The organism is Natrinema saccharevitans (genome assembly GCF_001953745.1).
Taxonomy (GTDB): Archaea; Halobacteriota; Halobacteria; order Halobacteriales; family Natrialbaceae; genus Natrinema; species Natrinema saccharevitans.
This window is the reverse complement of sequence record NZ_LWLN01000001.1, coordinates 2,838,614-2,859,548: the sequence shown is the minus strand read 5'-3', so window position 1 is coordinate 2,859,548 and position 20,935 is coordinate 2,838,614. Positions and strand designations below refer to the sequence as shown.

General features: G+C 66.7%; 25 protein-coding genes. 13 read left to right on the top strand and 12 right to left on the bottom strand.

The window, feature by feature from the left end; genetic code table 11:
* Positions 1-140: 140 nt before the first annotated feature.
* The 3 genes from A6E15_RS14600 to A6E15_RS14590 form a co-directional block, all read right to left on the bottom strand.
* Entirely contained in the window at positions 141-1,754 is a 1,614-nt protein-coding gene (locus A6E15_RS14600; RefSeq protein ID WP_076147248.1) for a preprotein translocase subunit SecD, read from the bottom strand.
* Positions 1,751-2,626, bottom strand: coding sequence for a protein translocase subunit SecF (gene secF / locus A6E15_RS14595; protein ID WP_076147246.1), 876 nt, complete (start codon positions 2,624-2,626; stop codon positions 1,751-1,753). Before secF ends, A6E15_RS14600 begins: the two co-directional genes overlap by 4 nt.
* A 74-nt stretch (positions 2,627-2,700) precedes the next feature.
* Complete coding sequence (locus tag A6E15_RS14590; RefSeq protein WP_076147245.1) at positions 2,701-3,174, bottom strand: DUF5812 family protein; 474 nt, start codon at positions 3,172-3,174, stop codon at positions 2,701-2,703.
* A 195-nt stretch (positions 3,175-3,369) separates the two neighbouring features.
* Between A6E15_RS14590 and A6E15_RS14585 the strand changes: the two genes are divergently transcribed.
* The 5 genes from A6E15_RS14585 (at position 3,370) to A6E15_RS14565 (ending at position 7,690) form a co-directional block, all read left to right on the top strand.
* On the top strand, positions 3,370-4,377 hold the full coding sequence (locus A6E15_RS14585; RefSeq protein ID WP_076147243.1) for a ribose 1,5-bisphosphate isomerase: 1,008 nt from the start codon (positions 3,370-3,372) through the stop codon (positions 4,375-4,377).
* 199 nt (positions 4,378-4,576) lie between these two features.
* Positions 4,577-5,398: a DUF63 family protein gene (locus tag A6E15_RS14580; protein WP_076147241.1), complete on the top strand. Its 822-nt coding sequence runs from the start codon at positions 4,577-4,579 to the stop codon at positions 5,396-5,398.
* A gap of 96 nt (positions 5,399-5,494) precedes the next feature.
* Positions 5,495-6,379 carry a carbohydrate kinase family protein gene (locus tag A6E15_RS14575; RefSeq protein WP_076147239.1) on the top strand — a complete coding sequence of 295 codons (885 nt, stop codon included), beginning with the start codon at positions 5,495-5,497 and terminating at the stop codon, positions 6,377-6,379.
* A 133-nt stretch (positions 6,380-6,512) separates the two neighbouring features.
* Positions 6,513-6,815, top strand: a complete 303-nt coding sequence (locus tag A6E15_RS14570; RefSeq protein WP_076147238.1) for a HalOD1 output domain-containing protein — start codon at positions 6,513-6,515, stop codon at positions 6,813-6,815.
* A 146-nt stretch (positions 6,816-6,961) separates the two neighbouring features.
* The gene (locus A6E15_RS14565; protein WP_066299773.1) at positions 6,962-7,690 is read left to right on the top strand and encodes a nucleoside phosphorylase; all 729 of its coding nucleotides are present in this window, start codon (positions 6,962-6,964) and stop codon (positions 7,688-7,690) included.
* Positions 7,691-7,704: 14 nt separating this feature from the next.
* On the opposite strand, the gene A6E15_RS14560 is transcribed toward A6E15_RS14565, so the two are convergent.
* Entirely contained in the window at positions 7,705-8,592 is an 888-nt protein-coding gene (locus tag A6E15_RS14560; protein WP_076147236.1) for a universal stress protein, read from the bottom strand.
* 42 nt (positions 8,593-8,634) lie between these two features.
* On the bottom strand, positions 8,635-9,438 hold the full coding sequence (locus A6E15_RS14555) for an HNH endonuclease (RefSeq protein ID WP_076147234.1): 804 nt from the start codon (positions 9,436-9,438) through the stop codon (positions 8,635-8,637).
* A gap of 110 nt (positions 9,439-9,548) precedes the next feature.
* On the opposite strand from A6E15_RS14555, the gene A6E15_RS14550 reads away from it, so the two are divergent.
* Positions 9,549-10,199, top strand: coding sequence for an amphi-Trp domain-containing protein (locus tag A6E15_RS14550; RefSeq protein WP_076147233.1), 651 nt, complete (start codon positions 9,549-9,551; stop codon positions 10,197-10,199).
* Between the two features lie 60 nt (positions 10,200-10,259).
* On the opposite strand, the gene A6E15_RS14545 is transcribed toward A6E15_RS14550, so the two are convergent.
* The gene (locus tag A6E15_RS14545) at positions 10,260-10,997 is read right to left on the bottom strand and encodes a DUF547 domain-containing protein (RefSeq protein WP_076147231.1); all 738 of its coding nucleotides are present in this window, start codon (positions 10,995-10,997) and stop codon (positions 10,260-10,262) included.
* Positions 10,998-11,108: 111 nt separating this feature from the next.
* Between A6E15_RS14545 and A6E15_RS14540 the strand changes: the two genes are divergently transcribed.
* A complete protein-coding gene (locus A6E15_RS14540) occupies positions 11,109-12,134 on the top strand; it encodes an AI-2E family transporter (RefSeq protein WP_076147229.1) in 1,026 nt (341 codons plus the stop codon).
* A gap of 22 nt (positions 12,135-12,156) precedes the next feature.
* Here the strand turns inward: A6E15_RS14540 and A6E15_RS14535 are convergent, their stop codons facing one another.
* Positions 12,157-12,681, bottom strand: coding sequence for a winged helix-turn-helix transcriptional regulator (locus tag A6E15_RS14535; RefSeq protein ID WP_076147227.1), 525 nt, complete (start codon positions 12,679-12,681; stop codon positions 12,157-12,159).
* 167 nt (positions 12,682-12,848) lie between these two features.
* On the opposite strand from A6E15_RS14535, the gene A6E15_RS14530 reads away from it, so the two are divergent.
* From A6E15_RS14530 to A6E15_RS14515, 4 genes are all read left to right on the top strand, one after another.
* Complete coding sequence (locus A6E15_RS14530) at positions 12,849-13,043, top strand: cold-shock protein (RefSeq protein ID WP_006182717.1); 195 nt, start codon at positions 12,849-12,851, stop codon at positions 13,041-13,043.
* A gap of 240 nt (positions 13,044-13,283) precedes the next feature.
* Positions 13,284-13,571 (top strand): DUF7471 family protein, encoded by a 288-nt coding sequence (locus tag A6E15_RS14525; protein WP_394329276.1) that lies wholly within the window; start codon positions 13,284-13,286, stop codon positions 13,569-13,571.
* A gap of 248 nt (positions 13,572-13,819) precedes the next feature.
* Positions 13,820-15,073, top strand: coding sequence for a tRNA (N(6)-L-threonylcarbamoyladenosine(37)-C(2))-methylthiotransferase (locus tag A6E15_RS14520; protein WP_076147225.1), 1,254 nt, complete (start codon positions 13,820-13,822; stop codon positions 15,071-15,073).
* A gap of 93 nt (positions 15,074-15,166) precedes the next feature.
* A complete protein-coding gene (locus A6E15_RS14515; protein ID WP_139326607.1) occupies positions 15,167-15,454 on the top strand; it encodes a TrmB family transcriptional regulator in 288 nt (95 codons plus the stop codon).
* Here A6E15_RS14515 and A6E15_RS14510 read toward each other — a convergent pair.
* A complete protein-coding gene (locus tag A6E15_RS14510; protein ID WP_076147223.1) occupies positions 15,413-15,892 on the bottom strand; it encodes a redoxin domain-containing protein in 480 nt (159 codons plus the stop codon). The two genes, A6E15_RS14515 and A6E15_RS14510, sit on opposite strands and share 42 nt — an antisense overlap.
* A 53-nt stretch (positions 15,893-15,945) precedes the next feature.
* Positions 15,946-17,898, bottom strand: a complete 1,953-nt coding sequence (locus A6E15_RS14505; RefSeq protein ID WP_076147221.1) for a PAS domain S-box protein — start codon at positions 17,896-17,898, stop codon at positions 15,946-15,948.
* Positions 17,899-18,065: 167 nt separating this feature from the next.
* Here A6E15_RS14505 and A6E15_RS14500 point away from each other — a divergent pair, with 167 nt between their 5' ends.
* The gene (locus A6E15_RS14500; RefSeq protein WP_076147219.1) at positions 18,066-18,302 is read left to right on the top strand and encodes a glutaredoxin family protein; all 237 of its coding nucleotides are present in this window, start codon (positions 18,066-18,068) and stop codon (positions 18,300-18,302) included.
* Between the two features lie 97 nt (positions 18,303-18,399).
* Here A6E15_RS14500 and A6E15_RS14495 read toward each other — a convergent pair whose 3' ends face one another.
* Both A6E15_RS14495 and A6E15_RS14490 read right to left on the bottom strand, forming a co-directional pair.
* Entirely contained in the window at positions 18,400-18,804 is a 405-nt protein-coding gene (locus A6E15_RS14495) for a cupin domain-containing protein (protein ID WP_076147217.1), read from the bottom strand.
* Positions 18,805-18,906: 102 nt separating this feature from the next.
* Positions 18,907-19,446, bottom strand: coding sequence for an HIT family protein (locus A6E15_RS14490; protein WP_076147215.1), 540 nt, complete (start codon positions 19,444-19,446; stop codon positions 18,907-18,909).
* A gap of 253 nt (positions 19,447-19,699) precedes the next feature.
* On the opposite strand from A6E15_RS14490, the gene A6E15_RS14485 reads away from it, so the two are divergent.
* The gene (locus A6E15_RS14485; RefSeq protein ID WP_076147213.1) at positions 19,700-19,900 is read left to right on the top strand and encodes a DUF7835 family putative zinc beta-ribbon protein; all 201 of its coding nucleotides are present in this window, start codon (positions 19,700-19,702) and stop codon (positions 19,898-19,900) included.
* Between the two features lie 102 nt (positions 19,901-20,002).
* Here A6E15_RS14485 and map read toward each other — a convergent pair whose 3' ends face one another.
* A complete protein-coding gene (gene map, locus A6E15_RS14480; protein WP_076147211.1) occupies positions 20,003-20,899 on the bottom strand; it encodes a type II methionyl aminopeptidase in 897 nt (298 codons plus the stop codon).
* Positions 20,900-20,935 lie beyond the last annotated feature (36 nt).

Sequence of the window (20,935 nt, the reverse complement as noted above, 5' to 3'; positions counted from 1 at the left end):
TACGGTGGTGTGTCGAATGCCCGTTTGTACGTCTTCAGCGGCCGGTTTCGTACGATTTCGCACGTGCACACGGCGACGGCAACAGTGTCGACTGGTGTCCGCGCTGTCGGACGGGATAAAACGAACGCGATCGGACGCTGTCAGCGGTCGGTCAGCAGGCGTCGCAGGATGTCCCCGTAGGCGGGTCGGGTGATGAGGACCCCGATGAACACGCCGAGGATGGTGATGATGGCGAACCCGCGGAGGTCGCCGAGGCTGAGGACTGCGAGCGGCGAGAGGGCGACGACGGTTGTCGCGGCGGCGGCCCCGATGACCCAGAACGCCTTGCGGAACCGGGATTGGAAGACCCGTTCGGAGCTGACGTCGCCCTCGTCCATCACCTCGTCGGCGATGATCACGAGGTCGTCGACCCCGGTCCCCACGACGGCGATGAACCCGGCGACGTGGGAGAGATCAAGCGGCATGCGTATCACCGCCGCGAAGCCGAGCAGAATGACCACTTCGGCCATGGCCGTGACGATCATCGGCAGGGCGACGCGGGTGTCGGTGTATCGGGCGTAGACGACGCCGCTGACGGTGAGGACCGAGAGCAGCCCGATCAGCAGCGAGTACTGTTTGAACTGGTCGGCGTGGCCGGGCTCGATCGAGTAGATCTGTTCCTCACTGAAGTCAAGCGGCGCGCGCAGGCTCCCCGCCCGAAGGTTAACCGACAGCGACTGGGCCTGTTCCTGGCCCGGTGCGCCCATCTGGAACGTCGGGTCGTTCTCCCAGCTCCCGTCGTTCATCGGGTCGGCGAGATCGCCCATCGAGTGGGCGTCGACGACTTCGTCGTCCACGACGGTCAGCAGACAGTACTGCTGGCCCTCGTGATCGAAGTCGACGCTCTCACCGTCGCCGCTGAGGCTGCACTGCCCCCGTCCCTCGGTCGTGAATCCGAGATCGACCATCTGCTGTTGGAATCCCGGTGCGGCGTCTTCGCCGACCTGGACGGGAACGAAGTAGCCCGAGCCGCGCTGGTTCTGTTCCGGCGGATCGACCTCGACGATGTTTTCGCCCCGCAGGACCGTCTGGTTCGTCTGGGTCTCGTTCCCGTCCGGATAGTAGGCGACGACCTCGACCTGGCCGCGCTCCGAGAGGATGGTCCGGAGCTCGTCGGCGTCCATGTTGGGGACCTCGACGACGATGTAGTGTTGGCCGCCAACCGTCGTCGACTCGTAGGCCGTCCCGCCGGAGAGGCCCGCGGCGTTGATCTTCGTCTGGATCGTCCTGATCATCTCGTCGCGGGTGCCCTGGGTGACGCCGTCGCGGATGGCGTCTTCGGAGGCGTCGACGTCGGCCGCCTGCAACGCCGCGGCGAACTCCGATTCGCTGACGTTGTCGTTGAACACCTCGGCGGTGACGGTCCCGTCGTCCCGGACGTCGACGCTGACGTCCGCCTGATCGAGGTCGAGTTCGCTCTGGAGCGTCGACTCGACGCCGTCGATCCGCTCCTGATCGACCTGCCCGTCGTCGCTGACCGCGCCGGTGTCGATGTCCTCCGCGGTCATGCCCGCGACCGGGACCCGGATCCGGGTCCCGCCATCGAGTCCGAGCCCGAACTCGAGGTTCGTCGGCCCGCTGTCGACGCTGTCACTGGCGAGGCCGTCGTCGGCGACGATCCCGCCGGGGATAAAGAGCGCGACGACGGCGAACGCGAGAAACGCCACGAGCAGGAGGACGCGCCAGTTGCCCTTGATCGCGCCGATCGGACTCATGAGCGGACCCCCTCGAACTTGTACCAGCGAAGCAGGCTCAGGTTCAACATGTAGGTGTTCAGCAGGTCGGCGGCGAGGCCGACGAACAGGATGGTCCCGATCGACGCCAGCAGGCCGATACCGAAGATATACGCCGAGACGGCCATGACGAGCATCGCAACCATCGACGTGACCGTCATCGTGACGCCGGTCCGCATCGCGCGGTGGGTACTCTCGTAGAAGTCACCGCTCCGGCGCAGGACGTGGTTGTTCAACAGGATGTCGGAGTCGACGGAGTACCCGATGAGCATCAGGAGGCCGGCGACGGTGCCCAGCGAGAGCGGAATGCCGGCCAGCCGCATGAACGCGAGCGGGATCATCAGATCGGAAAACGCGGAGATGACGATCGCGATCGAGGGTACGAACGTTCGAAAGAGCAGGAACGCGATCGCGCTCATGCCGACGAACGCGATGACGAGTCCGAGCATGGCCGTCTGCTGACTACCCTGACCGAAGCTCGCCGATGTCGCCGACACCGACTGGACGACCTCGGCGCTCCCGTCTTGCTCGAGGTTTTCCTCGGCCTGATCGCTCAGGGCCTGCGAGTCGGTCGAGGAGAACTGGACGATGTACTGGTTCTCGCTTCCCGTTCCGGTCACGGACTCGGGCTGTTCGTCGAACGCCGCCCCGATGTCGCCTTCCGCCGTCGTCGTCTGGACGGTCAGCTCCGTCCCGCCGGCGAAGTCCATGCCCAGCGGCACCGGCGTTCCGTACGCGAGGAACGCGCCGCTTAACACGAGCAGTGCGACCGCGAGAACCGCCAGCGGAACCGCTGCGAGCTGGCGATTGCTGTACCGGGTGTAATCGATCTCCGGTACGTCGAAATACCCCATATACCGGTGTACTTACACCCCCCCGAAGTAAGCCTTCTCAATTCGACCCGGCGAGCCGCCGGTCGGACCGCGCGTCAGTCCGGCAGGTACCGAACGCTCAGCACGCCCTCGTCGGCCGCCGACCGGACCTCTACTCGGACCGCCTCGAGCCGGGCGGCACGGGCGATCGTCTCCTCGTCCGCGAGGACGTCGGCGGCGGCGGCCGCGACCTCGTCGCCGGGAACCCGGAAGACGTGGATCTCGCCGGTGCCGGCCCGCTCCTCCTGGACGAGGTCGCCGATCTCGGCGTCGGCCGCGAGCTCTTTCTCGTAGGTGGTCGGCTCGAGGTCGCTGTCGACCACCTCGATCGAGCGCCGGTCGTCGACCTCGATCACCTCCCAGGTGACTTCCATGGGCGGTTCGGGGGCGACGGTCGCCTCGAGGACGTCGTGGACCTCGAGGCCGGGGTTGGACGCGAGGGTGTGTACCTGTGCGGTCTGGACGTCGCGGACGACCGCCGAGTCGGGCTCGGCGTGGGTCACGACGAACGTGCCGGTTCGTTCGGTCATGGGCGCTCGTAGCCGGCGGATCGGTTTCGGAGTTTCGGCTTTCGATCACCCGTCGGCCCTCGGTTCGGTGGTCGATCCCGCTTCGACGATCGCTCGAGCGGTGTTCGGACCGGGACTCGAGCCATCGAACGGGTCGTCAGGGTAACCACCGGAACCGACGGCAGTCTTTTCAGCGCCTTCGTGTAAGTCGCTCTCATGGTCGATGCCGAACCGGCGGTCGTGCCGGCCGTCGAATCCACCGCCGACGCCATCGCCACGATGGAGATCCGGGGGGCGGCGACGATCGCCGACGCGGCCGCGGCGGCGCTGGCGACCCAGGCCGAGGAGAGTCGGGTCGAGACGCCGGCGGCGTTTCGCCGCGGGCTTCGGGCCGCCGCCCGAACCCTCTACGAAACCCGTCCGACCGCGGTCAGTCTGCCGAACGCGCTCCGATACGTGCTTCGGGGAGCCGACGGCGACACCGTCGGCGAGTTACGGGCGTCGACGATCGACCGCGCGGAGTCGTTCCGTCGCGACCTCGAACACGCCCGGGAGACCCTCGGCGGAATCGGTGCCAACCGGTTGCGGGACGGCGACGTCGTCCTGACTCACTGTCACTCGACGGACGCGCTGGCCTGTGTCGAGGCCGCCCTCGAGGACGGGACGGCCCTCGAGGCGATCGTCAAGGAGACCCGGCCCCGCAAGCAGGGTCACATCACGGCCGCGCAGTTGCGCGAGTGGGGGGTGCCGGTAACGCTGATCGTCGACGGGGCGGCCCGGCGGTACCTGGACGCGGCCGACCACGTGCTGGTCGGGGCCGACAGCATCGCGGCCGACGGGAGCGTGATCAACAAGATCGGAACTAGCGGACTGGCGGTGACCGCCCGAGAACGCGGCGTGCCGGTGATGGTCGCGGCGCAGACGATCAAACTGCACCCGGACACGCTGACGGGCCACACCGTCGCGATCGAGACCCGCGACGAGCGCGAGGTGCTGTCGGACGAGGAGCGCGCGTCGCTCCGCTCGAGCGACGCGCCGGACGGGTCGGCCGGCGAGCCGGGAAGCGAGGGCGGGCTGACCGTCGAAAACCCCGCGTTCGACGTGACGCCCCCGCGGTACGTCGACGCGATCGTCACCGAGCGCGGTCAGTTCCCGCCCGAGAGCATCGTGACGCTCATGCGAGAACTGTTCGGCGACACGACCGACGAGCCCTGGGCGGAGTGACCGACGGCCTCTCGATGGTCGGAACGTCGACACGGGCCCTCGAGACCTCGCCACCGTCCGGACGGTCGATACACCGGCTCTCTGGCGTCCAGTGGCCCGAACCGCGCTCCGGGACGACGGGATCGCGGCCGAAACCTTCAACACTGTGAATCGTCCGGGATCGGAAAGTGTTAGTCACTGGTGACAGCCATTGCCCCGTATGGTGTTACCCGAGGGGTTCGTCGTTCCGCCGTGGTACATGGTGGTGCCGGCCGTCGTGATTCTCGGGGGGGTGATCGCGCTGCTGTGGGCGATCGAACCGCCCGTAACCGACCGGACCGTGCTGGCCTTTGCCCCGTGGATGATGTTCGGCGCGACGTTACACGTCCTGTACAAGATGAGTGCGTTCCCGCCGACCATCGAACCCCTGTTTACCGCGCCGATGGTCTACGTCGTGACGGCGATCATCGCGGGGCTGGCCTGGATCGTCGGCGTCTTCCTCCACGTCGGCGGGCTCCAGCCGACCATCCCACGCTTCGTCGGCGTCGCCGGGACGGCATTCTTTACCGTCTTCACGATGTTCGCGCTCTTCCAGAGCATCCAGACGGGGACGTTCGAGCCGTTCTGGCCCGTCATCACCGTCGTCGTCGCCGGTATCGTGACTGCCCTCGCCTGGCTCGCCCTGAGCCTCTGGTTTACCGACGTCGCGGCGACCACGAGTACGACCGGCGCGCTCGTCGTCTTCGCGCACACGTTAGACGGCGTCACGACCGCCGTCGGCTACGACGTCCTCGGGGCCGGCGAGAACGTCCCGCTGTCGCTGTTGTTACTCGAGGCGGGGGAGGCGCTGCCGACCGCGGAGTACGTCGGTGCCGGCTGGCTGTTCGTGCTGGTCAAAGTCGCCCTCGCGCTGGTCATCGTCGGACTGTTCCGCGAGTACGTCGCGGACCGGCCACAGCAGGGCCGGACGGTCCTCGCTCTCGTCGCCGCGGTCGGGCTCGGTCCGGCCGTCCACAACGTCCTGTTGTTCACCGTGATGTGACCGCGGCCGGTTCCCCGCGTCGTTCGCGTCTACCTCAGTGTCTGCCACCGAAACCTAGGTTTTTGCCGGCCCGTCCCGTCCTCTTCCTATCGGCGAATGGATTCGATCACCGTACTCGCGGCCGGTCACGTCAACTGGGACGTGACCCTTCGCGTCGACAGACTGCCGGAGAGCGACGGCGAGGCGTCGATCCGCTCGCAACGCCAGTCGGGCGGCGGCAGCGCGGCCAACGTCGCCGCGGCGCTGGCCGGCCGCGGCGTCGAGGTCGGCCTGATCGGCAGCGTCGGCGACGACGACAACGGCCTGCTCGCCCGCCGCGAACTCGAGGCCGCCGGCGTCTCCCTCGAGGGCGTCCGCGTCGTCGAGGACGACGCGACGGCGGTAAAGTACCTGCTGGTCGACGACGAGGGCGAGGTCGCGGTTCTCGGTAACGACGGCGTCAACGAGGCCGTCCAACCGGCGGACCTCGAGCCGTCCCGGATCCGGCGGGTCGACCACGTCCATCTCACCGGACAGCGACCGGCGACGGCCGCCGCGATCGCAGGGATCGCCGACGAGGCCGGCGTCGGGATCAGCTTCGATCCCGGCCGGCGACTCGCCGACCGCGAGTACGGCGAGCCGCTCGCGCTCGCCGACGTCGTCTTCGTGACCGACCGGGAGGCCGCCGCCCTGTTCGACGGCGGCCCCGACGGGGCGACCGACGACCGGATCGTCGTCGTCACCTGCGGGGCCGACGGCGCGGAAGCGTACGCGCCGTCGGAAACCGTCGTTCACGCGGGGTTCGATATCGACCCCGTCGACACCGCCGGTGCGGGCGACGCCTTCGCCGCCGGCTTCCTCGCGAGCTGGCTCGCGGACCGCGACCTCGAGCGGGCGCTGACGACCGGCAACGCCTGCGGGGCCGTGATCGCGAGCCGCGAGGGTGCCCGGAGCGCGCCGACCGACGCGGAACTCGAGACGCTCCTCGAGCGCCGCCCTTGAAAAGGCGGGGCAACCGATCGCGATCCGGTACGTCGCCGCCGTGTGGTTCTCACCCGGTGTCGTCTGACGGTAGGTATATAGGCCGGGCCGTTGGCCACTCGACTGAACAGTCACGATCCCGTGACTGAGAGACATGACGGAAGGAAGGGTAACCGAGTCCAACGGATGCGGCCTCAGACGGCGCATCCAGTACGACCGAGACGCTGACGAACCGCCGAGTATCGCCGCTGCGACCGCCCTGGCCCGCTACCACGGTCACGAAGTCACGGCGGCCGGCACGCAGCTGTACGACTACGTCGACCCCGACGCGCTCGACGAACTGTTCGCCGACACCAATCGCGGCGACGCTCGAGCGACGGGGATCGTCGAGTTCGAGGCCGACGGCGCGACGGTCACGATTCGGCCCGACTGCGTCGAAGTGCGCCCGACGGACTGAGACGGGCTGCCGGTTGTAACCGACAGCCGTCCGGACGAGACGCCGTCGGGCCGGGAAGGGGTGGCGTCGAGGACTGCCGAGACGAATCGATCGCTTCTCGACCCTTCCTCGAACCTTTTTTCTCGCCGCCCGCGGAACGCGAGAGTATGGCGACGCAGCCACACTTGCTGGTCGACGACGGCGACCTGACGGATATCGCACTGCTCCCGGGCGACCCCGGCCGGGTCGATCGCATCGCCGACCACTGCGACGAGTCGGAGACGATCGCGCGCAATCGCGAGTACAAGGTCGTCAACGCCACCTACGAGGGGCGGGAGCTGACGATCTGTTCGACGGGGATCGGCTGTCCCTCCGCGGCGATCGCGATCGAAGAGATGGCCAACGTCGGCGTCGAGACGTTCCTCCGGGTCGGGACGACCGGCGCGCTCCAGTCTGGGATCGAGATCGGCGACATGATCGTCGCGACCGGCGCGGCGAAAAACGAGGGGACCTCGAAGCGCTACGAAGCTGTCGAGTACCCCGCGGTACCCGATTACGACGCGCTGTCGGCGCTGGTGGACTCGGCCGAAGCCAACAATGAGGACGTTCACGTCGGCCCGATCGCCTCCGACGACGCCTACTACGCCGAGACCGACGACGCCGTCGACGACTGGGAGGCCGCCGGCCTGCTGGCGGTCGAGATGGAGGCCGCCGCCGTCTTCTCGCTGGCCCGCCGCAAGGGGCTGGCCGCCGGCGCGATCTGTACCGTCGACGGGAACCTCGTCGAGGGCACCCAGAAGGGCACCGACACCGAGGACGACGAACTCCCGGACAAGGCCAAGAACAACGTCGGCCGCGCGATCGATATCGCGCTCGAGGCCGCGACCGAACTGTAGCGGCCGCACCGGCGCTACTCCTCGTCTGTCGAGCGACCGAATAGCCGTTCGCGAAGCGACCGCTCTGTCGGGCGTTCCGCCAGCAGCACGGAACACTCGAGATCGTCGACGACGTCGAAGACGAGCGAGCCGCGGACGAGCCGCGAGAGCAGGCCGCGCTCGGTCGCGCCGAGGATGACCAACGTCTCGTCGGCGGCCTCGCGGACGATCGCGCCCTCGACGTCGCCCGAGGTGTCGACGGTGAGAGCGGCGTCGCCGATGTCGTGGTCGGCGGCCCACTCGGTGAGGAACCGTTCCCCGGCCTCGCGCTCGCTCTCGTCGTCGACGACGTGGAGCAGGTCGATCGACGCCCCCGTCGCCGAGCGCAGCGTCCGCGCGACCTCCGCGCCGAGATCGGAGTCGGGCCCGCCGGCGGTCGGCAGGAGGATCCGACTGGGGTCGTACCCGCGGTCTTTCAGCACGAGAAAGTCACACGGGAGGTCGTGGGCGACTTCGTCGAACGGTCCTTCGGCGCGGCCCGCCGCCCACGGCGGGTCGCCGCCCCAGCCCATGACGACCTGATCGGCGTCGTGGGTTCGTGCGGCGTCGAAGATCTCCTCGAACGAGCGATGCGAGACGATCGTCGTCGTCTCGAGCGGCGCGTCGTAGTCCGCGGCGTGGTCGCGGGCCCGCTCGAGCAGTTTCGCGGACCCGGCGTCGATCCGCTCGCGTTGCTCTGCACCGCGGTCCAGCGGCGTCTGGTCGGGGACCTGGACGATGTGGACCGCGTGGACGACGCCGTCGCGTTCGGCCGCGAGCGTGCTGGCCAGTTCGATCAGGGACTGCTCCGTGCGGGGGTTGGCCAGCGGGACCAGCACGCGGTACTCGCTCGAGCCGTCGGGATCGGCCGTTGAACCGGTCATTCGGGCGTCTCTATGCTCGAGACGACAAAAAGAACGAGGGCGCTACTCGGCGGTCAAGCGTTCCGCCAGCGTCGTCGTCCGATCGGTCAGCGTTTCCGTCGTCGTCGAGGCCGCCTGCAGTCGGTCGTTGATAGTCGCGAACAGTCGATCGAACGCGAGGGTCCCGTCGTCGGCCTCCCAGTCGGCCGTCTCGCGGACCGCGAGCCCGCAGGTGGCACAGGTCGGCCCCGACTCGAGGGCGTCGAAACAGCCGTGACAGCGCTCGAGGCCGGTCGCGACCGTTTCGCTCAGCGCCACGACCTCGCGAAGCGCCGACTGGAGTTCGGTCGCGGTCTCGACGAACGCCTCGAGGGCGTCCCCGATCTCCGGCTCGTCGGCGTCGCCCTCGAACGCGGTCAGTCGATCGAGGCGGGCGTCGACGACGTCGATCGCGAGCAACACGTCGCGTCGGTGTCGTCGGTACCGTGCGATCGATTCCTCGAGGGCGGCGTCCTCGCCGTCGTCGTCGAGTGCGGACTCGAGGTCGCCGGGGAGCGAGGTCGCGACGGAGGCGAACGAGGCGACCGTCGAGATCGTCTCCCCCTGGATGCGGGTCGTCTCGCGGACGCGGTGAAACAGCTCCTCGGCGTCGATCGACGTCGCGGACGGCGACGCCGACAGCGTCTCGAAGCAGTCCGCACAGACGGTCACGAGCGCGCTCTCGTGGACCTCTCCCTCGAGGGGCACGTCGCCGACGGGGGTGGCTCGGAGCGCCTCGGCGTCGTCGGCGGTCCCGCAGTGTCGACAGGTCCGCGCGTCGCGATCGAAGACGGCCTCCCGATCGGCGTGCCAGTCGCGTGCAGTCACGAGCGAGCGAAGGGAGGGCGTCGACAAAAACGCACCGACAGGGAGTCCAAGTGAATCGGCCGCCATCGCGTGTGGGAAACACTAACCCGTCGCCTCCCGTACACGTCGGTATGGTCGATTCCGACGAGACCGACGACGGGTTCGCACTCGAGCGCGCACACGATCGGACGGCGCTGGCGGCGGTCTTCCGCGAGTTCGCGACCGCCTTCGAGTCCGGCCGCCCGGTCCGGTTGAACGGCGAGGAACGCAGCGTCGGGATCGCCGTTCCCGAGCGGGTCGTCGCGGCGTTCGAGGCCGAACTCGGGGCCGACGAACCTCCGGTCGGCGAACTCGAGATCGAACTCGAGTGGGACGATCCGGACGGCTCGAGCGTGCGAGTCACCGATCGCGTCGCCGACGCCACCGAGGGCGACGATCGGGCGGGGGAGACCGCGACCGACGTCGACCCCGCGGCGGCGGTGATGCCCCTCGAGGGGCTCGCCGGCGACGGCTCGACGGGGGACGGCGGGACGGCCGAGACGCCGGTGACGGCCGCGGGAGCCGACACGGACGATACCGACGAGACGGGCGAGACCGGCCGGACGAGCCGGTTCGAGGTCTACGAGGACAGGGGCGGCGAGTGGCGCTGGCGGCTCGTCCACTGGAACGGCAACATCGTCGCCGACAGCGGTGAGGGGTACGCCTCGCGGTCCAACGCCGAACGCGCGGCCAGAAGCGTGATGCGAATCGCGCCGAACGCGACGATAGAACGCCTCGAGTGAGCGGGCCGACCGCCGACCGGCTCGAGTCTCGGCCGAACGCGTCTACCGGGTGCCGGCCGGTTACCGCCGGACCTCGTCGGCCTCGAGATCGACGTCCAACTCGGCGGTGTGGTCGACCCGTTCGTATTCGAGCGAGGGACCAGCGTCGGCCGGGACCGCGTTGTACTCGCGGAGGAACGCCACGATGCCGCGGCGGCCGCCGAAGTCGCCGCGGTATCGCCGGAAGAGTCGGGGGACCGTCGCCGTCTCGGTTTCCCGGTCGTAGCTGACGTTTTCCTCCAAGAACCACTCGATGGCGATGTCGAGTTCCTCGTCGACGTCCTGGGGCGAGTAGACCGCGATCGGCGGACAGTGATCCGTCGCGTGACTGATCGCGAAGTGGATCCGGGGATCGCACTCCTCGAGGCGAAACTGCCGTTCGAACGAGGAGGGAAACGGGCGCGGGAGATAGCCCATTCCCCACGGCAGTTTCGAACTCCGGAGCAGCCCGTGTTCGATGTCGTTGAGACTCAGCCAGACGCCGCCGACCGGGACTCGATCGCGGGCGAAGAACTTCCACGCCTCGAGCAGCCCACCCTCCTGGAGATTCGGCTCCTCCGCTTCCAGCAGGAGCTGGGCGTAGGCGTTGTAACAGTTGAGCCAGAACGCGAGTTTCCCCTCGCGGCTGGACAGCGCCCGCTCCAGCCGTGACCGATCGATCGTCGCGAGGTGGTCTCGCAACGGCTCGACGTCGCCCTCGGTCTTGACCGTATACAGGAGATCGGCCGAGAGGGAAAGGGGATCGAGCTGGGTCGACATTCGGCTATAAATACACGTACCAGCCTCTTGAAGCCGTGTGACGCCTTGCTACGACAGTCCAGAGTGGCGATACGTTCATGCCGTGGTTTTATACCAACAAACGAAGAAATAATGGGCGTGAATATCAGCAAGGGATTTCTGCTCGTTCTCATCGGGCTCTTCGCCTATCTCTCCCTGTTGCTCGTGTTGCCGTTCTCCCAGTACGTCCTCGGAGCCATCCTCGTCGCGTACGTTCTGTACCCCCTCCAGCAACGCCTCGAGGAGCAGGTCGCGCCCCCGATCGCCGCGTTCGCGCTCGTTGGACTTGCGGTTGCCGGCTTCGTCGTTCCGCTTTTCGTCATCGTCGCCGCGATCGCCAGCGACGCCCGGCGGCTCCTCGAGCAGGCCAACGCCGACTCCATCCAGCTCGGCGAACTCGAGCGCGCCATCGAGGAACAGACCGGGCAGTCGGTCGATCTCCCGTCGGCACTGGCCGACGCGGCACAGAACGTCGGGACGATGGTCCTCGAGAGTTCGACCGAGTGGTTCAGTGCGATCACCCACACGCTGATCGGGCTCGGGCTCGCGATCTTCCTGCTGTACTACCTGCTCAAGGACGGCAGCGATCTGCTGGCGTGGATGCGGGAGCTGACGCCGCTACCCGACGACGTCCAGGACGACTTTTATCAGGCGCTCGACGAGGTCATGTGGGCCGTCCTCGCCGGCCACGTCATGATCGCGATCATTCAGGGGACCATCGCGGGGCTGGGGCTGTTGGCGACCGGCGTCCCGAACGCGGCGTTCTGGACGGCGATCATGATCATCCTGTCGCTGATCCCGTTGATCGGGTCGTTCATGGTCTGGGGGCCGGCCGTGGCCTATCTCTTCCTGATCGAGGAGCCGCTGCTTGCAGTCGCGCTGTTCGTCTACAGCACGATCGTCGTGGGCCTGTCCGACGACTACCTCCGGCCCATCCTCGTCGATCGGTACGCGGAACTCAACCCCGCCGTGATCATCCTCGGGGTCCTCGGCGGCGTCTACGCGTTCGGCGTCATGGGGCTGTTCTACGGGCCCGTCGTCCTCGGCGCGCTGATCGCAGTCCTCGACGTGATGAACGACCACTACGACCGCCTCGAGAACGAACCCGGGATGCAGTAAGGACTGGCCCGCGATCGACGGGCTACGGCTCGCCAGCGCCCGCGAGAAGATCGTCGACGAGCCGCGTGAACCGGTCGACGAGCCGATCGGGAACCGTCGGCGTCACCGCCGTCAGAAGTCGTCCCGTCGCCTCGGGATCGGCGAGGTGGAGGACGACGCGGTTCCGGTCGTCGTAGCGTTTCTCGACGATGTCGTGAGCGACCAGCCGATCGACGTGATACTCGAGGGTGCTGCGTGCGATCCCGAGGTCGTCGGCGATATCGGCCGGCGCGGCGGCGTCGTTCTCGATCAGGGCGACGACGATCTCGCGGGCGGTTTCCCGGCGAAACAGCGCCAGTGCGGCCCGCTCCCACTCGTCGTAGGTCGGCGGATAGTAGTGGGTCCGGCCGTAGAACTCTTCGCGGACGAGCCGCTCGTCCTCGAGCAGCCGGCGGACGTGATACTGTACCTGTCCCGGCGCGAACGCCGACTCCCGCACGAGTTCGTTGAAGTGAACGCCGGCGTTTTCGTGGACGTGTGCCCGAATTCGTTGTCGCGTGTCCGTCATACTGGTCCCCCGTCTCTGGCTCGACTAGCGCCGTAGGACATATAACGGGTCGATCGCGTTCCCAGCCGCCGAGAACCGCCGCCGACTCTCGGTTCGATCGACCCGACGGTCGTGGTACCACGACTCTCGGAAGGGTTATGTCCGCCTCGGATATACGTTTGTTCGTAATGGCGAAAGGCAACGTTGATTTCTTCAACGACACAGGCGGCTACGGTTTCATTTCGACTGAGGATGCGGACGATGACGTGTTCTTCCACATGGAAGACGTCGGCGGCCCGGACCTCGAGGAAGGCACCGAGATCGAGTTCGACATCGAACAGGCCCCCAAGGGTCCCCGCGCGACGAACGTCGTCCGCAACTAACCTCGCCGTCAGTGTCGGTTCGACGGCGCTGTACGACGATTCCGTTTCTCGAGACGCAACGTATCGAGCCGTGACACCCCCAGTTTGCTGGGTGAGCGCCGGTCCGACGGCGCGGAACCGACTCGCGTACGACACCGAAGCGAATAGGTAGCCGTCTCCCCGAGTATCGGTATCGATCGCATGGTGCCTGCAATGTCGGTCGCCGAGGGGTGGCTCGACCCACAGTTCGCGCCCGTCCTCATCGCGATCATCGTTCTGGCCACGATCGGGACCACCACGCTGTTCGTCGTCAGCGTCGTCGCCTACGCCCGGCGTCGGACGGTCCGGTACTGTCTCATCACGGTCGTACTGGGGGTGCTGGTCCTCCGGTCGGTGACCGGACTGGGGACCGTCTTCGGGCTCGTCCCGATGACGGTACATCACCTCGTCGAACACGGCTGTGACTTCCTGATCGCACTTTTCCTCCTCTATGCGGTCTATCGGAGCGGCACGGCCGGTGACAGCCGAGCCGCCGGGTTCGACGATTAGAAACCCGTCGGATCCGTACCGCGACCGCGTCAGTCGCTCCGTCTACGGCTCGATCGCGCGGCCGACCACGTCGACGCCGTTCTCGAGCGACTCGCGGCCGTTTGGCTCCATCGAGCGGCGGTCACCGCGGCCGATACCCGGGAGGACGCGTACCTGTCGGGGCGAGACCGTGTGAACCGGTCTCGAGGGCGTGCCGGCCGGGATCCGTCGGGCTTTTGCCCTCGCGCGCCCGATCGATTATCGAACGAATGGCCCGGTATCACATCGAGACCTACGGCTGCACGTCGAACCGCGGGGAGAGCCGCGAGATCGAGCGGCGGCTCCGCGACGCGGGCCATTACCGAGTCGACGGCGTCGAGGAAGCCGACGTCGCCATCCTCAACACCTGTACCGTCGTCGAGAAGACCGAGCGCAACATGCTCCGTCGGGCCGAGGAGTTGGCCGAGGAGACGGCCGATCTCTTCATCACGGGCTGTATGGCCCTGGCCCAGGGCGAGGAGTTCGCGCGGGCCGACGTCGACGGCCAGGTCCTCCACTGGGACGAGGTCCCCGAAGCGGTCACCAACGGCGAGTGTCCGACGACGACCCCCGACGCCGAGCCGATTCTCGACGGCGTCGTGGGTATCCTCCCGATCGCGCGGGGCTGTATGTCCGACTGCTCGTACTGTATCACCAAGCAGGCCACCGGCAAGATCGACTCGCCCCCGATAGAGGACAACGTCGAGAAGGCCCGCGCGCTGATCCACGCCGGCGCGAAGGAGATCCGGATCACCGGGCAGGACACCGGCGTCTACGGCTGGGACGAGGGCGAGCGCAAACTCCACCGCCTCCTCGAGGAAATCTGTGAGATCGAGGGTGACTTCCGCGTTCGGGTGGGGATGGCCAACCCGAAGGGCGTCCACGGCATCCGCGAGGAACTGGCCGACGTTTTCGCCGAAAACGACGAGCTCTACGATTTCCTGCACGCGCCCGTCCAGTCGGGCAGCGACGACGTTCTCGGGGACATGCGCCGCCAGCACCAGGTCGAGGAGTATCTCGAGGTCGTCGAGACGTTCGACGCCTCTCTGGACTACTGGACGCTGTCGACGGACTTCATCGTCGGCTTCCCGACGGAGACGGACCGCGACCACGCGCAGTCGATGGCCCTGCTTCGCGAGACCCGTCCCGAGAAGGTCAACGTCACGCGCTTCTCGAAGCGACCCGGCACCGACGCCGCCGAGATGAAGGGACTCGGGGGGACGATCAAGAAGGAACGCTCGAAGGAGATGAGCGAACTCAAACGCGAGATCGTCGGCGAGGCCTACGCCGACATGGTCGGCGAGGTCCGCGAGGACTGTCTCGTCGTCGAGGACGGAACGGCCGATTCGGTGAAGTGTCGCGACTCGGCTTACCGGCAGATAATCGTCCAAAACGCCGGGGACTACGGCCTAGATCCCGGCGACTTCGTCGACCTCGCGATCACGGCCCACGAGACGATGTACGCCTTCGGCGAGCCCGTGTAGCGAGTCGGTATCGGGCCCAACTTACGCAGACCGATCCTCAGTCGCCGGGAGCCGGCTGTAGGAGCAAAGTACTTCCGGGCCGTATCGACGGGTATGAACGAGTCAGCCGAGCGGCCGACCCGCTGTCCCCGGAAGGGACGGGACGGCGTGATGGGGTGTGACCCCCGACGGGTCATGGACCTGCGCAACGACGACGCTCGAGCGGCGTATCTGTACGCCGAGGAGCCGACGACGGTAAACGAGATCGCCGAGGCGCTGGATATCCCGCAGTCGACGGCCTATCGAAAGGTCGAGCGCCTGGAGGGGGTCGGAGACGGGACAGCAGCCGGTCTGACGGCCCTACAGCTCCGCGACGGCGGCCTCGATCTCTTCGCGGGGTAACGGCGAGATCCAGTCGTCCGCGACGAAAGCGTACCGGACTTCGCGATCCGCGTCGAGGACGAACGCCGACCGCCACGGCGTCGAGACGTTCGCCATGTGGTCGCGGTCGGCCAGCAACTCGAGCGACTCGCTCACGTCGCCGTTGACGTCCGCGAAGAATCGAAACGCCGGCTCGTCCAGCCAGCGGAGGAACTCGTTTTGCGCGTACGGACCGTCCCGACTGACGCCGAGGATGGCGACGTCCTCGAACTCGCCCCAGCCGGCGCGGACGAACTGTTTCCACCAGTTCTGTGCGATCGCGCTGAACGCGAAGCCGGTACAGACGACGACGCCCCCTCGAGCGTCGAGGCCCTCGGCAAGCGTCGTCGAGCGAAACGTCTCGCCATCACACAGCAGCGCCTCGAAATCGGCGACGGTGTCGCCCTCGGTCGGTGGCATACGCGAGGATGTTCGCGCGGGTACTAAAACCTCGGCGTAGCGGGCCTCTCGTGTCACCGAAAGAGGACCGTCGGGCGCTGGGCGACGGCCTCGAGCGAGTCGTCGGGGCCGATGCCCGGCAGTCGGACGATCGCGACGGAACCCTCGCCGTCGTCCGTCGACCGAATCTGAAAAGAGCCGCCGTAGCGGGTAACGATCCAGTTGACCAGCCACAGGCCGAGCCCGGAGCCGTGTTCCAGAGCCTCCTCCTGGCCGGTAGCGATGACGGCGGTCTCCATCTCGGCGATTCCGGGACCGTCGTCGTCGACGGTCAAGACGATCCGGTCGCCGTCATCGTCGACCGACAGCCCCACCCACGGCTCGGGCGCGGGGTTGTGTTTCAGCGCGTTCTCGACGAGTTCGGCCACCGCCCGCTCGAGTTCGGGGCCGGCACAGAACCGGCGGTCGGTGTCGACGGTCACGTCGATAGTCGCCGACAGAAATCGCTCGCGATAGGCGGCCGCAACGTCGGCGAGGAGTGGTTCGGGCGGGAGCCGTTGCGGGTCGCGCTCGCGCCGGGTGTATCGTTCCAGGTCGCGGGCCTGTTCGCTCAGTTCGATCAGTGCCGCGGCGGTGTCGGAGATCTGATCCCCCAGGGCCGCGGCGTCGTCGGTCTCGCCGTCGCCGATCCGGTCGCCCAATCCGAAGAGGACGTTCATGTCGTTGCGAAGGTTGTGCCGGAGTACCCGGTTGAGCAGTCGCACGAGCTGTTCGGTTCGTTTGCGTTCGGTGATGTCGGTCTGAAAGCCGACGTAGTGGGTCACGTCGCCGTCGTCGTTCTCGACCGGGCTGACCCGAACCTGGTTCCAGAACGGCGTTCCGTCGGCCCGGTAGTTGAGGATCTCGACCGACGCCGGTTCGGTTGTGTGGATACGCTCGCGGAGCGTGGCGACGGTCTCCGGATCCGTCGCCTCGCCCTGTAGGAAGCGACAGTTCCGCCCGAGCGCGTCGGCCGCATCGTATCCGGTCACCCGTTCGAACCCCTCGTTGACGTACACGAGCGGTTCGTCGGGTCGCCGAGCGTCCGCAATCGAGATCCCGATCCGCGCCTCGTCCATCGCGCGGGTTTTGATCCGCAGTTCCCGTTCGCGGTCTTTCCGAGCCGTCACGTCTCGGCCGACGCCTTGCACCCCGCAAACGTCGCCCTCGTCGACGATCGGCGTCCCGTTCACCTCGAGCACGACGAGGTCGCCGTCCGCGTCGACGAACTCGAGTTCGAGATTTTCGACCGGGTCGCCCTCGATTATCCGCGAATAGCCCGTTATCGCCGCTTCGGTCGAAGACTGTGCGACGAACTCGGTGATCGGTCGGCCGACAAGCGCTTCGGGCTCGTACCCCAGGACGCGCTCGACCGCCGACGAAACGTAGGTGAATTCCGCCTCGAGTCCCACGCGGAACAGAATGTCGAAGCTGGTCTCGGCGATCCCTTCGAACCGCTGTTTCTGCCGTTCGAGTCGCTCGTTTCGCTCCCGGAGTTCGCGCTCGTAGGCGCGTCGCTCGAGCGCCTGTCCGATCAGTTTCGTCAGTAGCTCGAGGGACGTTTCTTCGACCTCGGAAAACGGGGTGTCGCGTTCCGTCTCGGCGGCAAAACAGACCGTTCCGTACGGATCGCCGTCGACCACGACCTTGCTGCCGAGATACGTTCCCAGATCGAACGTCTCGAGCGCGGTCTCCGAAATGTCCGACGACGCCGAGGCCCGCTGGACGGCAAGCGGCGCGTCGGTCTCGACGGTCCGACGGCAGTACGCCTCCTCGAGCGGACAGAATTCGCCGGGCTGGATCAGTTCGTGCGAGCCGGTCGCCTGCACGATCGTCTGGGTTCCGTCCTCGACCCGAGTGAGAAATCCGATCGGGAGATCGAAATACTTCGTCCCGATTTCGAGGGCGCGGGCGACCCGCGCCTCGACGTCGCGGTCCGTATCGACGAAAACGTCGTACAGTGCTTCGCGATACGAGGTCGCCTTCATCGATACTGTCTTGCCACGACGAATCTTAGGTATTGTGCCAAACCATGGACCTCCGCGAGGTGGTGATGGTGGTGACGGCCGGCCGAACCTCGATTCCATCCGAACTGAACACGTTCCCCATTCGAGCGAGGCGTACTCTTTTGCCGGTCTATACCGTATCACGACGCATGCTTACGCTCTACCAACTCGAGGGCTGTCCGTACTGCGAACTCGTCGCCGACCGCCTCGACGAACTCGGCGTCGAGTACGACAGCGTCTGGGTCGAGGGGCTCCACTCGAAGCGCAACGAGGTCAAACGCGTCTCCGGCCAGCGACAGGTCCCGGTCATCGTCGACGAGGACCGCGGGGTCACGATGGCCGAGTCCGAGCGGATCGTCGACTTCGTTGACGCGACCTACGCCTGAGACTGACCGTTGTCAGTCGTTGCCGGTGCAACCGTACCGTCCTGCGGCCCCACCGGGAAATCGATACAACAGCGCGTATGAGCCGTCTCCGAGCGCGCTACTCCTCGTCGAGTCCGTGGGGATCCAGCCCCGGGTCCTCGACCGCGGGCGCGCCGATCGCGAGGACGGCCCCTTCCTCGTCGCCGACGTTGCGGTGGCCGTGGCCGACCTCCGGTTTGGCGACCCAGAACGTTCCGGGCCCTGCGTCGACGTACTCTTCCTCGCCCGAGCGACCGAGTTTGAGCGAGAACTCCCCCTCGAGGACGTAGTAGAGTTCCTCCTGTTCGGCGTGGGCGTGATACTGGATCTCCTCGCCGGGCTCGAAGTACCAGAGCTTTAGATTGACCGCGTCGGTGTCGAAGAACTCATCGAGCGCACGGATCCGCAGGTCCGGTGGAATCTCCTCGACCTCGGAGAGGTCGGTCATCGGGACGTCGTCGGTGTGGACAACTTCGTAGTCCATGCCACCGTATGGCACGACCGGGACCAAAAGCGTCCGGTCGTCCCGCACGGATTGCTGGCTCTCCGGGAGCGCCCGTCCGCGATCGCCTTCGAGCCGTCGTCGCTACTCGAAGACGATCGCGTCGTCCTCGCCGGCGACGGTCGCTCCCTCTTGTGCAGCGAAGACCTCGCGCACGCGGTCGTAGGTTTCCTCGAGCGCCTCGACGATCACCGAGGTGTCGCCGATGACCGGCATGAAGTTGGTGTCGCCCTGCCATCGCGGGACGACGTGGGTGTGGAGGTGGTCGTCGATGGAGCCGCCGGCCCCGTCACCGAGGTTCAAGCCGGCGTTGAACCCGTCCGGCTCGAGCGCTCCCTCGAGCGCGTCGAAGGTTCGCTGTTTCAAGCGGGCGTGATCGAGCAGTACCGTGTCTTCAAGGGCTGCATACTCGCCGCTGTGGACGTGAGGGATCACCATCGCGTGGCCCGGATTGTACGGATAGTTGTTCAGCATGACGAACGCGTGTTCGTTCCGCGCAACGATTAAATTCTCTCGATCTGAACGCTGTTCCGGCAGTTCACAGAAAACGCAGCCTTCGATATCGGCGTTTTTGTCCTCGCGTTCGATCCACTCGATCCGCCACGGTGCGAACACCTGCTCCATGTCGGATACCACTCGAGGCGCGCCTAAAGCGTTTCAGTCCCGCGTTTCGGGGCGACGTAGCGGACTATGTTGCCTCTTTCTGACCGTTGGACTGGTGGAAACTCCTTGTAACTCGATGAGAGTTGTCGATAAACGAAATAGGACCCTCTCGTCCAGTCTTTCAGCGAAGGGTAACGCCGTCTTGCGATTTTTACGACTCAGACCTCAAAATGAAGCGTGGGTTTAAGATGGGACTACTGCAAGTAATCAGGTAATGGCAACGACTGACGACTCCTTTAACGGGATGACCGAACACTGTGAGGAGTGCGGGTTGGAAACGCTTCACGAGGTATCGGTCCAGATCAGAACCGAGAGCATCAAACAGGAGAACGCACAGTTCTCCCGCGAACCGTACCGCGTGAGCGAGTGCCAGCGCTGTGGCAACCGCTCGAGTCAGCGGATGAACAACGCGTAGAACCCCGATCACGACAGCAAGCGCCCGGTCTCCCGTTTCTTTCCCTCCACGAATCGCCGTTTCGGCCCAGCCGACGCCAATTTCGGCTCGAGACCCACCGTGTTACTTGGTCGTCACTTCGCAGCCGTCCTCGGTGACGATGACCGTGTGTTCTTTCTGGCTGACGAGGTAGCCGTCGTCTTCCTTGAGGACCGGATAGCCGTGGACGATATCGTTGCGCTTGAGCCGTCGCAGCGCCATCTCCGGTCGGTCCGTCTCGAGCCACCGGGTCGCAAAGGGCAGCGTCCGGAACTCCTCGGTGATCTGTTCCAGGGCGTCGCGGGCCTGTCGGTTGCGGACGGTGCCCTCGCGCTCGAGCGAGAAGATCTCCTCGCTCGCGCCCTCCGAGACCTTGCCGCCGCCGTCGGTCGCGAACGGCTCGATCGCGACGACGTCGCCGACCTCCAGGGTCGTCCCCTGCGAGACGGCGCGGTTGGGGATGTTCGGACTGGTGTGTTGCTCCCAGTGGCCCAGCCCGTGTCCGGTGAGGTTGACGACCGGGTTGTAGCCGTAGCCGTCGATGACGTCCTCGATCTCGGCCCCGATCTCGCCGGTCCCGACGCCGGGTTCGACGATATCGAGCGCGGCCTCCAGGGCCTGTTCGGAGGCCTCGGCGAGTTCCGGATTGCCCGAGAGGTCGACGGTGACGGCGGTGTCGGCCAGCCAGCCGTCGACGTGGACGCCGATGTCTAAGTTGATCATCTCCTCGCCGAAGGTCGTCTCGTCGTCGATCGACGGCGTCGCGTGAGCCGCCTCCTCGTCGACGGAGATGTTGACGGGGAAGGCGGGCTCGCCGCCCAGTTCGCGGATGCGATCCTCGGCCCACGTCGCGACCTCGAGGTGGCTCGCGCCGACCTCGACGCGCTCGGCGGCCTCCGCGCGCACCTGCGCGAGGATCTCGCCAGCCTCGCGGTGTTTCTCGTACTTTTCGGACTCGAGGTCCACCTCGGATTCGGCCATGCACCGGGGTTGTACCGGTCGACAAAAAGAGGTTCC

What these genes read in the sequence shown, in the direction of transcription:
- A6E15_RS14600 (WP_076147248.1), bottom strand. Translation starts at nt 1,754, where the DNA reads ATGAGTCCGATCGGCGCGATCAAGGGCAACTGGCGCGTCCTCCTGCTC.
- secF (WP_076147246.1), bottom strand. Translation starts at nt 2,626, where the DNA reads ATGGGGTATTTCGACGTACCGGAGATCGATTACACCCGGTACAGCAAT.
- A6E15_RS14590 (WP_076147245.1), bottom strand. Translation starts at nt 3,174, where the DNA reads ATGACCGAACGAACCGGCACGTTCGTCGTGACCCACGCCGAGCCCGAC.
- A6E15_RS14585 (WP_076147243.1), top strand. Translation starts at nt 3,370, where the DNA reads ATGGTCGATGCCGAACCGGCGGTCGTGCCGGCCGTCGAATCCACCGCC.
- A6E15_RS14580 (WP_076147241.1), top strand. Translation starts at nt 4,577, where the DNA reads ATGGTGTTACCCGAGGGGTTCGTCGTTCCGCCGTGGTACATGGTGGTG.
- A6E15_RS14575 (WP_076147239.1), top strand. Translation starts at nt 5,495, where the DNA reads ATGGATTCGATCACCGTACTCGCGGCCGGTCACGTCAACTGGGACGTG.
- A6E15_RS14570 (WP_076147238.1), top strand. Translation starts at nt 6,513, where the DNA reads ATGACGGAAGGAAGGGTAACCGAGTCCAACGGATGCGGCCTCAGACGG.
- A6E15_RS14565 (WP_066299773.1), top strand. Translation starts at nt 6,962, where the DNA reads ATGGCGACGCAGCCACACTTGCTGGTCGACGACGGCGACCTGACGGAT.
- A6E15_RS14560 (WP_076147236.1), bottom strand. Translation starts at nt 8,592, where the DNA reads ATGACCGGTTCAACGGCCGATCCCGACGGCTCGAGCGAGTACCGCGTG.
- A6E15_RS14550 (WP_076147233.1), top strand. Translation starts at nt 9,549, where the DNA reads ATGGTCGATTCCGACGAGACCGACGACGGGTTCGCACTCGAGCGCGCA.
- A6E15_RS14545 (WP_076147231.1), bottom strand. Translation starts at nt 10,997, where the DNA reads ATGTCGACCCAGCTCGATCCCCTTTCCCTCTCGGCCGATCTCCTGTAT.
- A6E15_RS14540 (WP_076147229.1), top strand. Translation starts at nt 11,109, where the DNA reads ATGGGCGTGAATATCAGCAAGGGATTTCTGCTCGTTCTCATCGGGCTC.
- A6E15_RS14535 (WP_076147227.1), bottom strand. Translation starts at nt 12,681, where the DNA reads ATGACGGACACGCGACAACGAATTCGGGCACACGTCCACGAAAACGCC.
- A6E15_RS14530 (WP_006182717.1), top strand. Translation starts at nt 12,849, where the DNA reads ATGGCGAAAGGCAACGTTGATTTCTTCAACGACACAGGCGGCTACGGT.
- A6E15_RS14520 (WP_076147225.1), top strand. Translation starts at nt 13,820, where the DNA reads ATGGCCCGGTATCACATCGAGACCTACGGCTGCACGTCGAACCGCGGG.
- A6E15_RS14515 (WP_139326607.1), top strand. Translation starts at nt 15,167, where the DNA reads ATGAACGAGTCAGCCGAGCGGCCGACCCGCTGTCCCCGGAAGGGACGG.
- A6E15_RS14510 (WP_076147223.1), bottom strand. Translation starts at nt 15,892, where the DNA reads ATGCCACCGACCGAGGGCGACACCGTCGCCGATTTCGAGGCGCTGCTG.
- A6E15_RS14505 (WP_076147221.1), bottom strand. Translation starts at nt 17,898, where the DNA reads ATGAAGGCGACCTCGTATCGCGAAGCACTGTACGACGTTTTCGTCGAT.
- A6E15_RS14500 (WP_076147219.1), top strand. Translation starts at nt 18,066, where the DNA reads ATGCTTACGCTCTACCAACTCGAGGGCTGTCCGTACTGCGAACTCGTC.
- A6E15_RS14495 (WP_076147217.1), bottom strand. Translation starts at nt 18,804, where the DNA reads ATGGACTACGAAGTTGTCCACACCGACGACGTCCCGATGACCGACCTC.
- A6E15_RS14490 (WP_076147215.1), bottom strand. Translation starts at nt 19,446, where the DNA reads ATGGAGCAGGTGTTCGCACCGTGGCGGATCGAGTGGATCGAACGCGAG.
- A6E15_RS14485 (WP_076147213.1), top strand. Translation starts at nt 19,700, where the DNA reads ATGGCAACGACTGACGACTCCTTTAACGGGATGACCGAACACTGTGAG.
- map (WP_076147211.1), bottom strand. Translation starts at nt 20,899, where the DNA reads ATGGCCGAATCCGAGGTGGACCTCGAGTCCGAAAAGTACGAGAAACAC.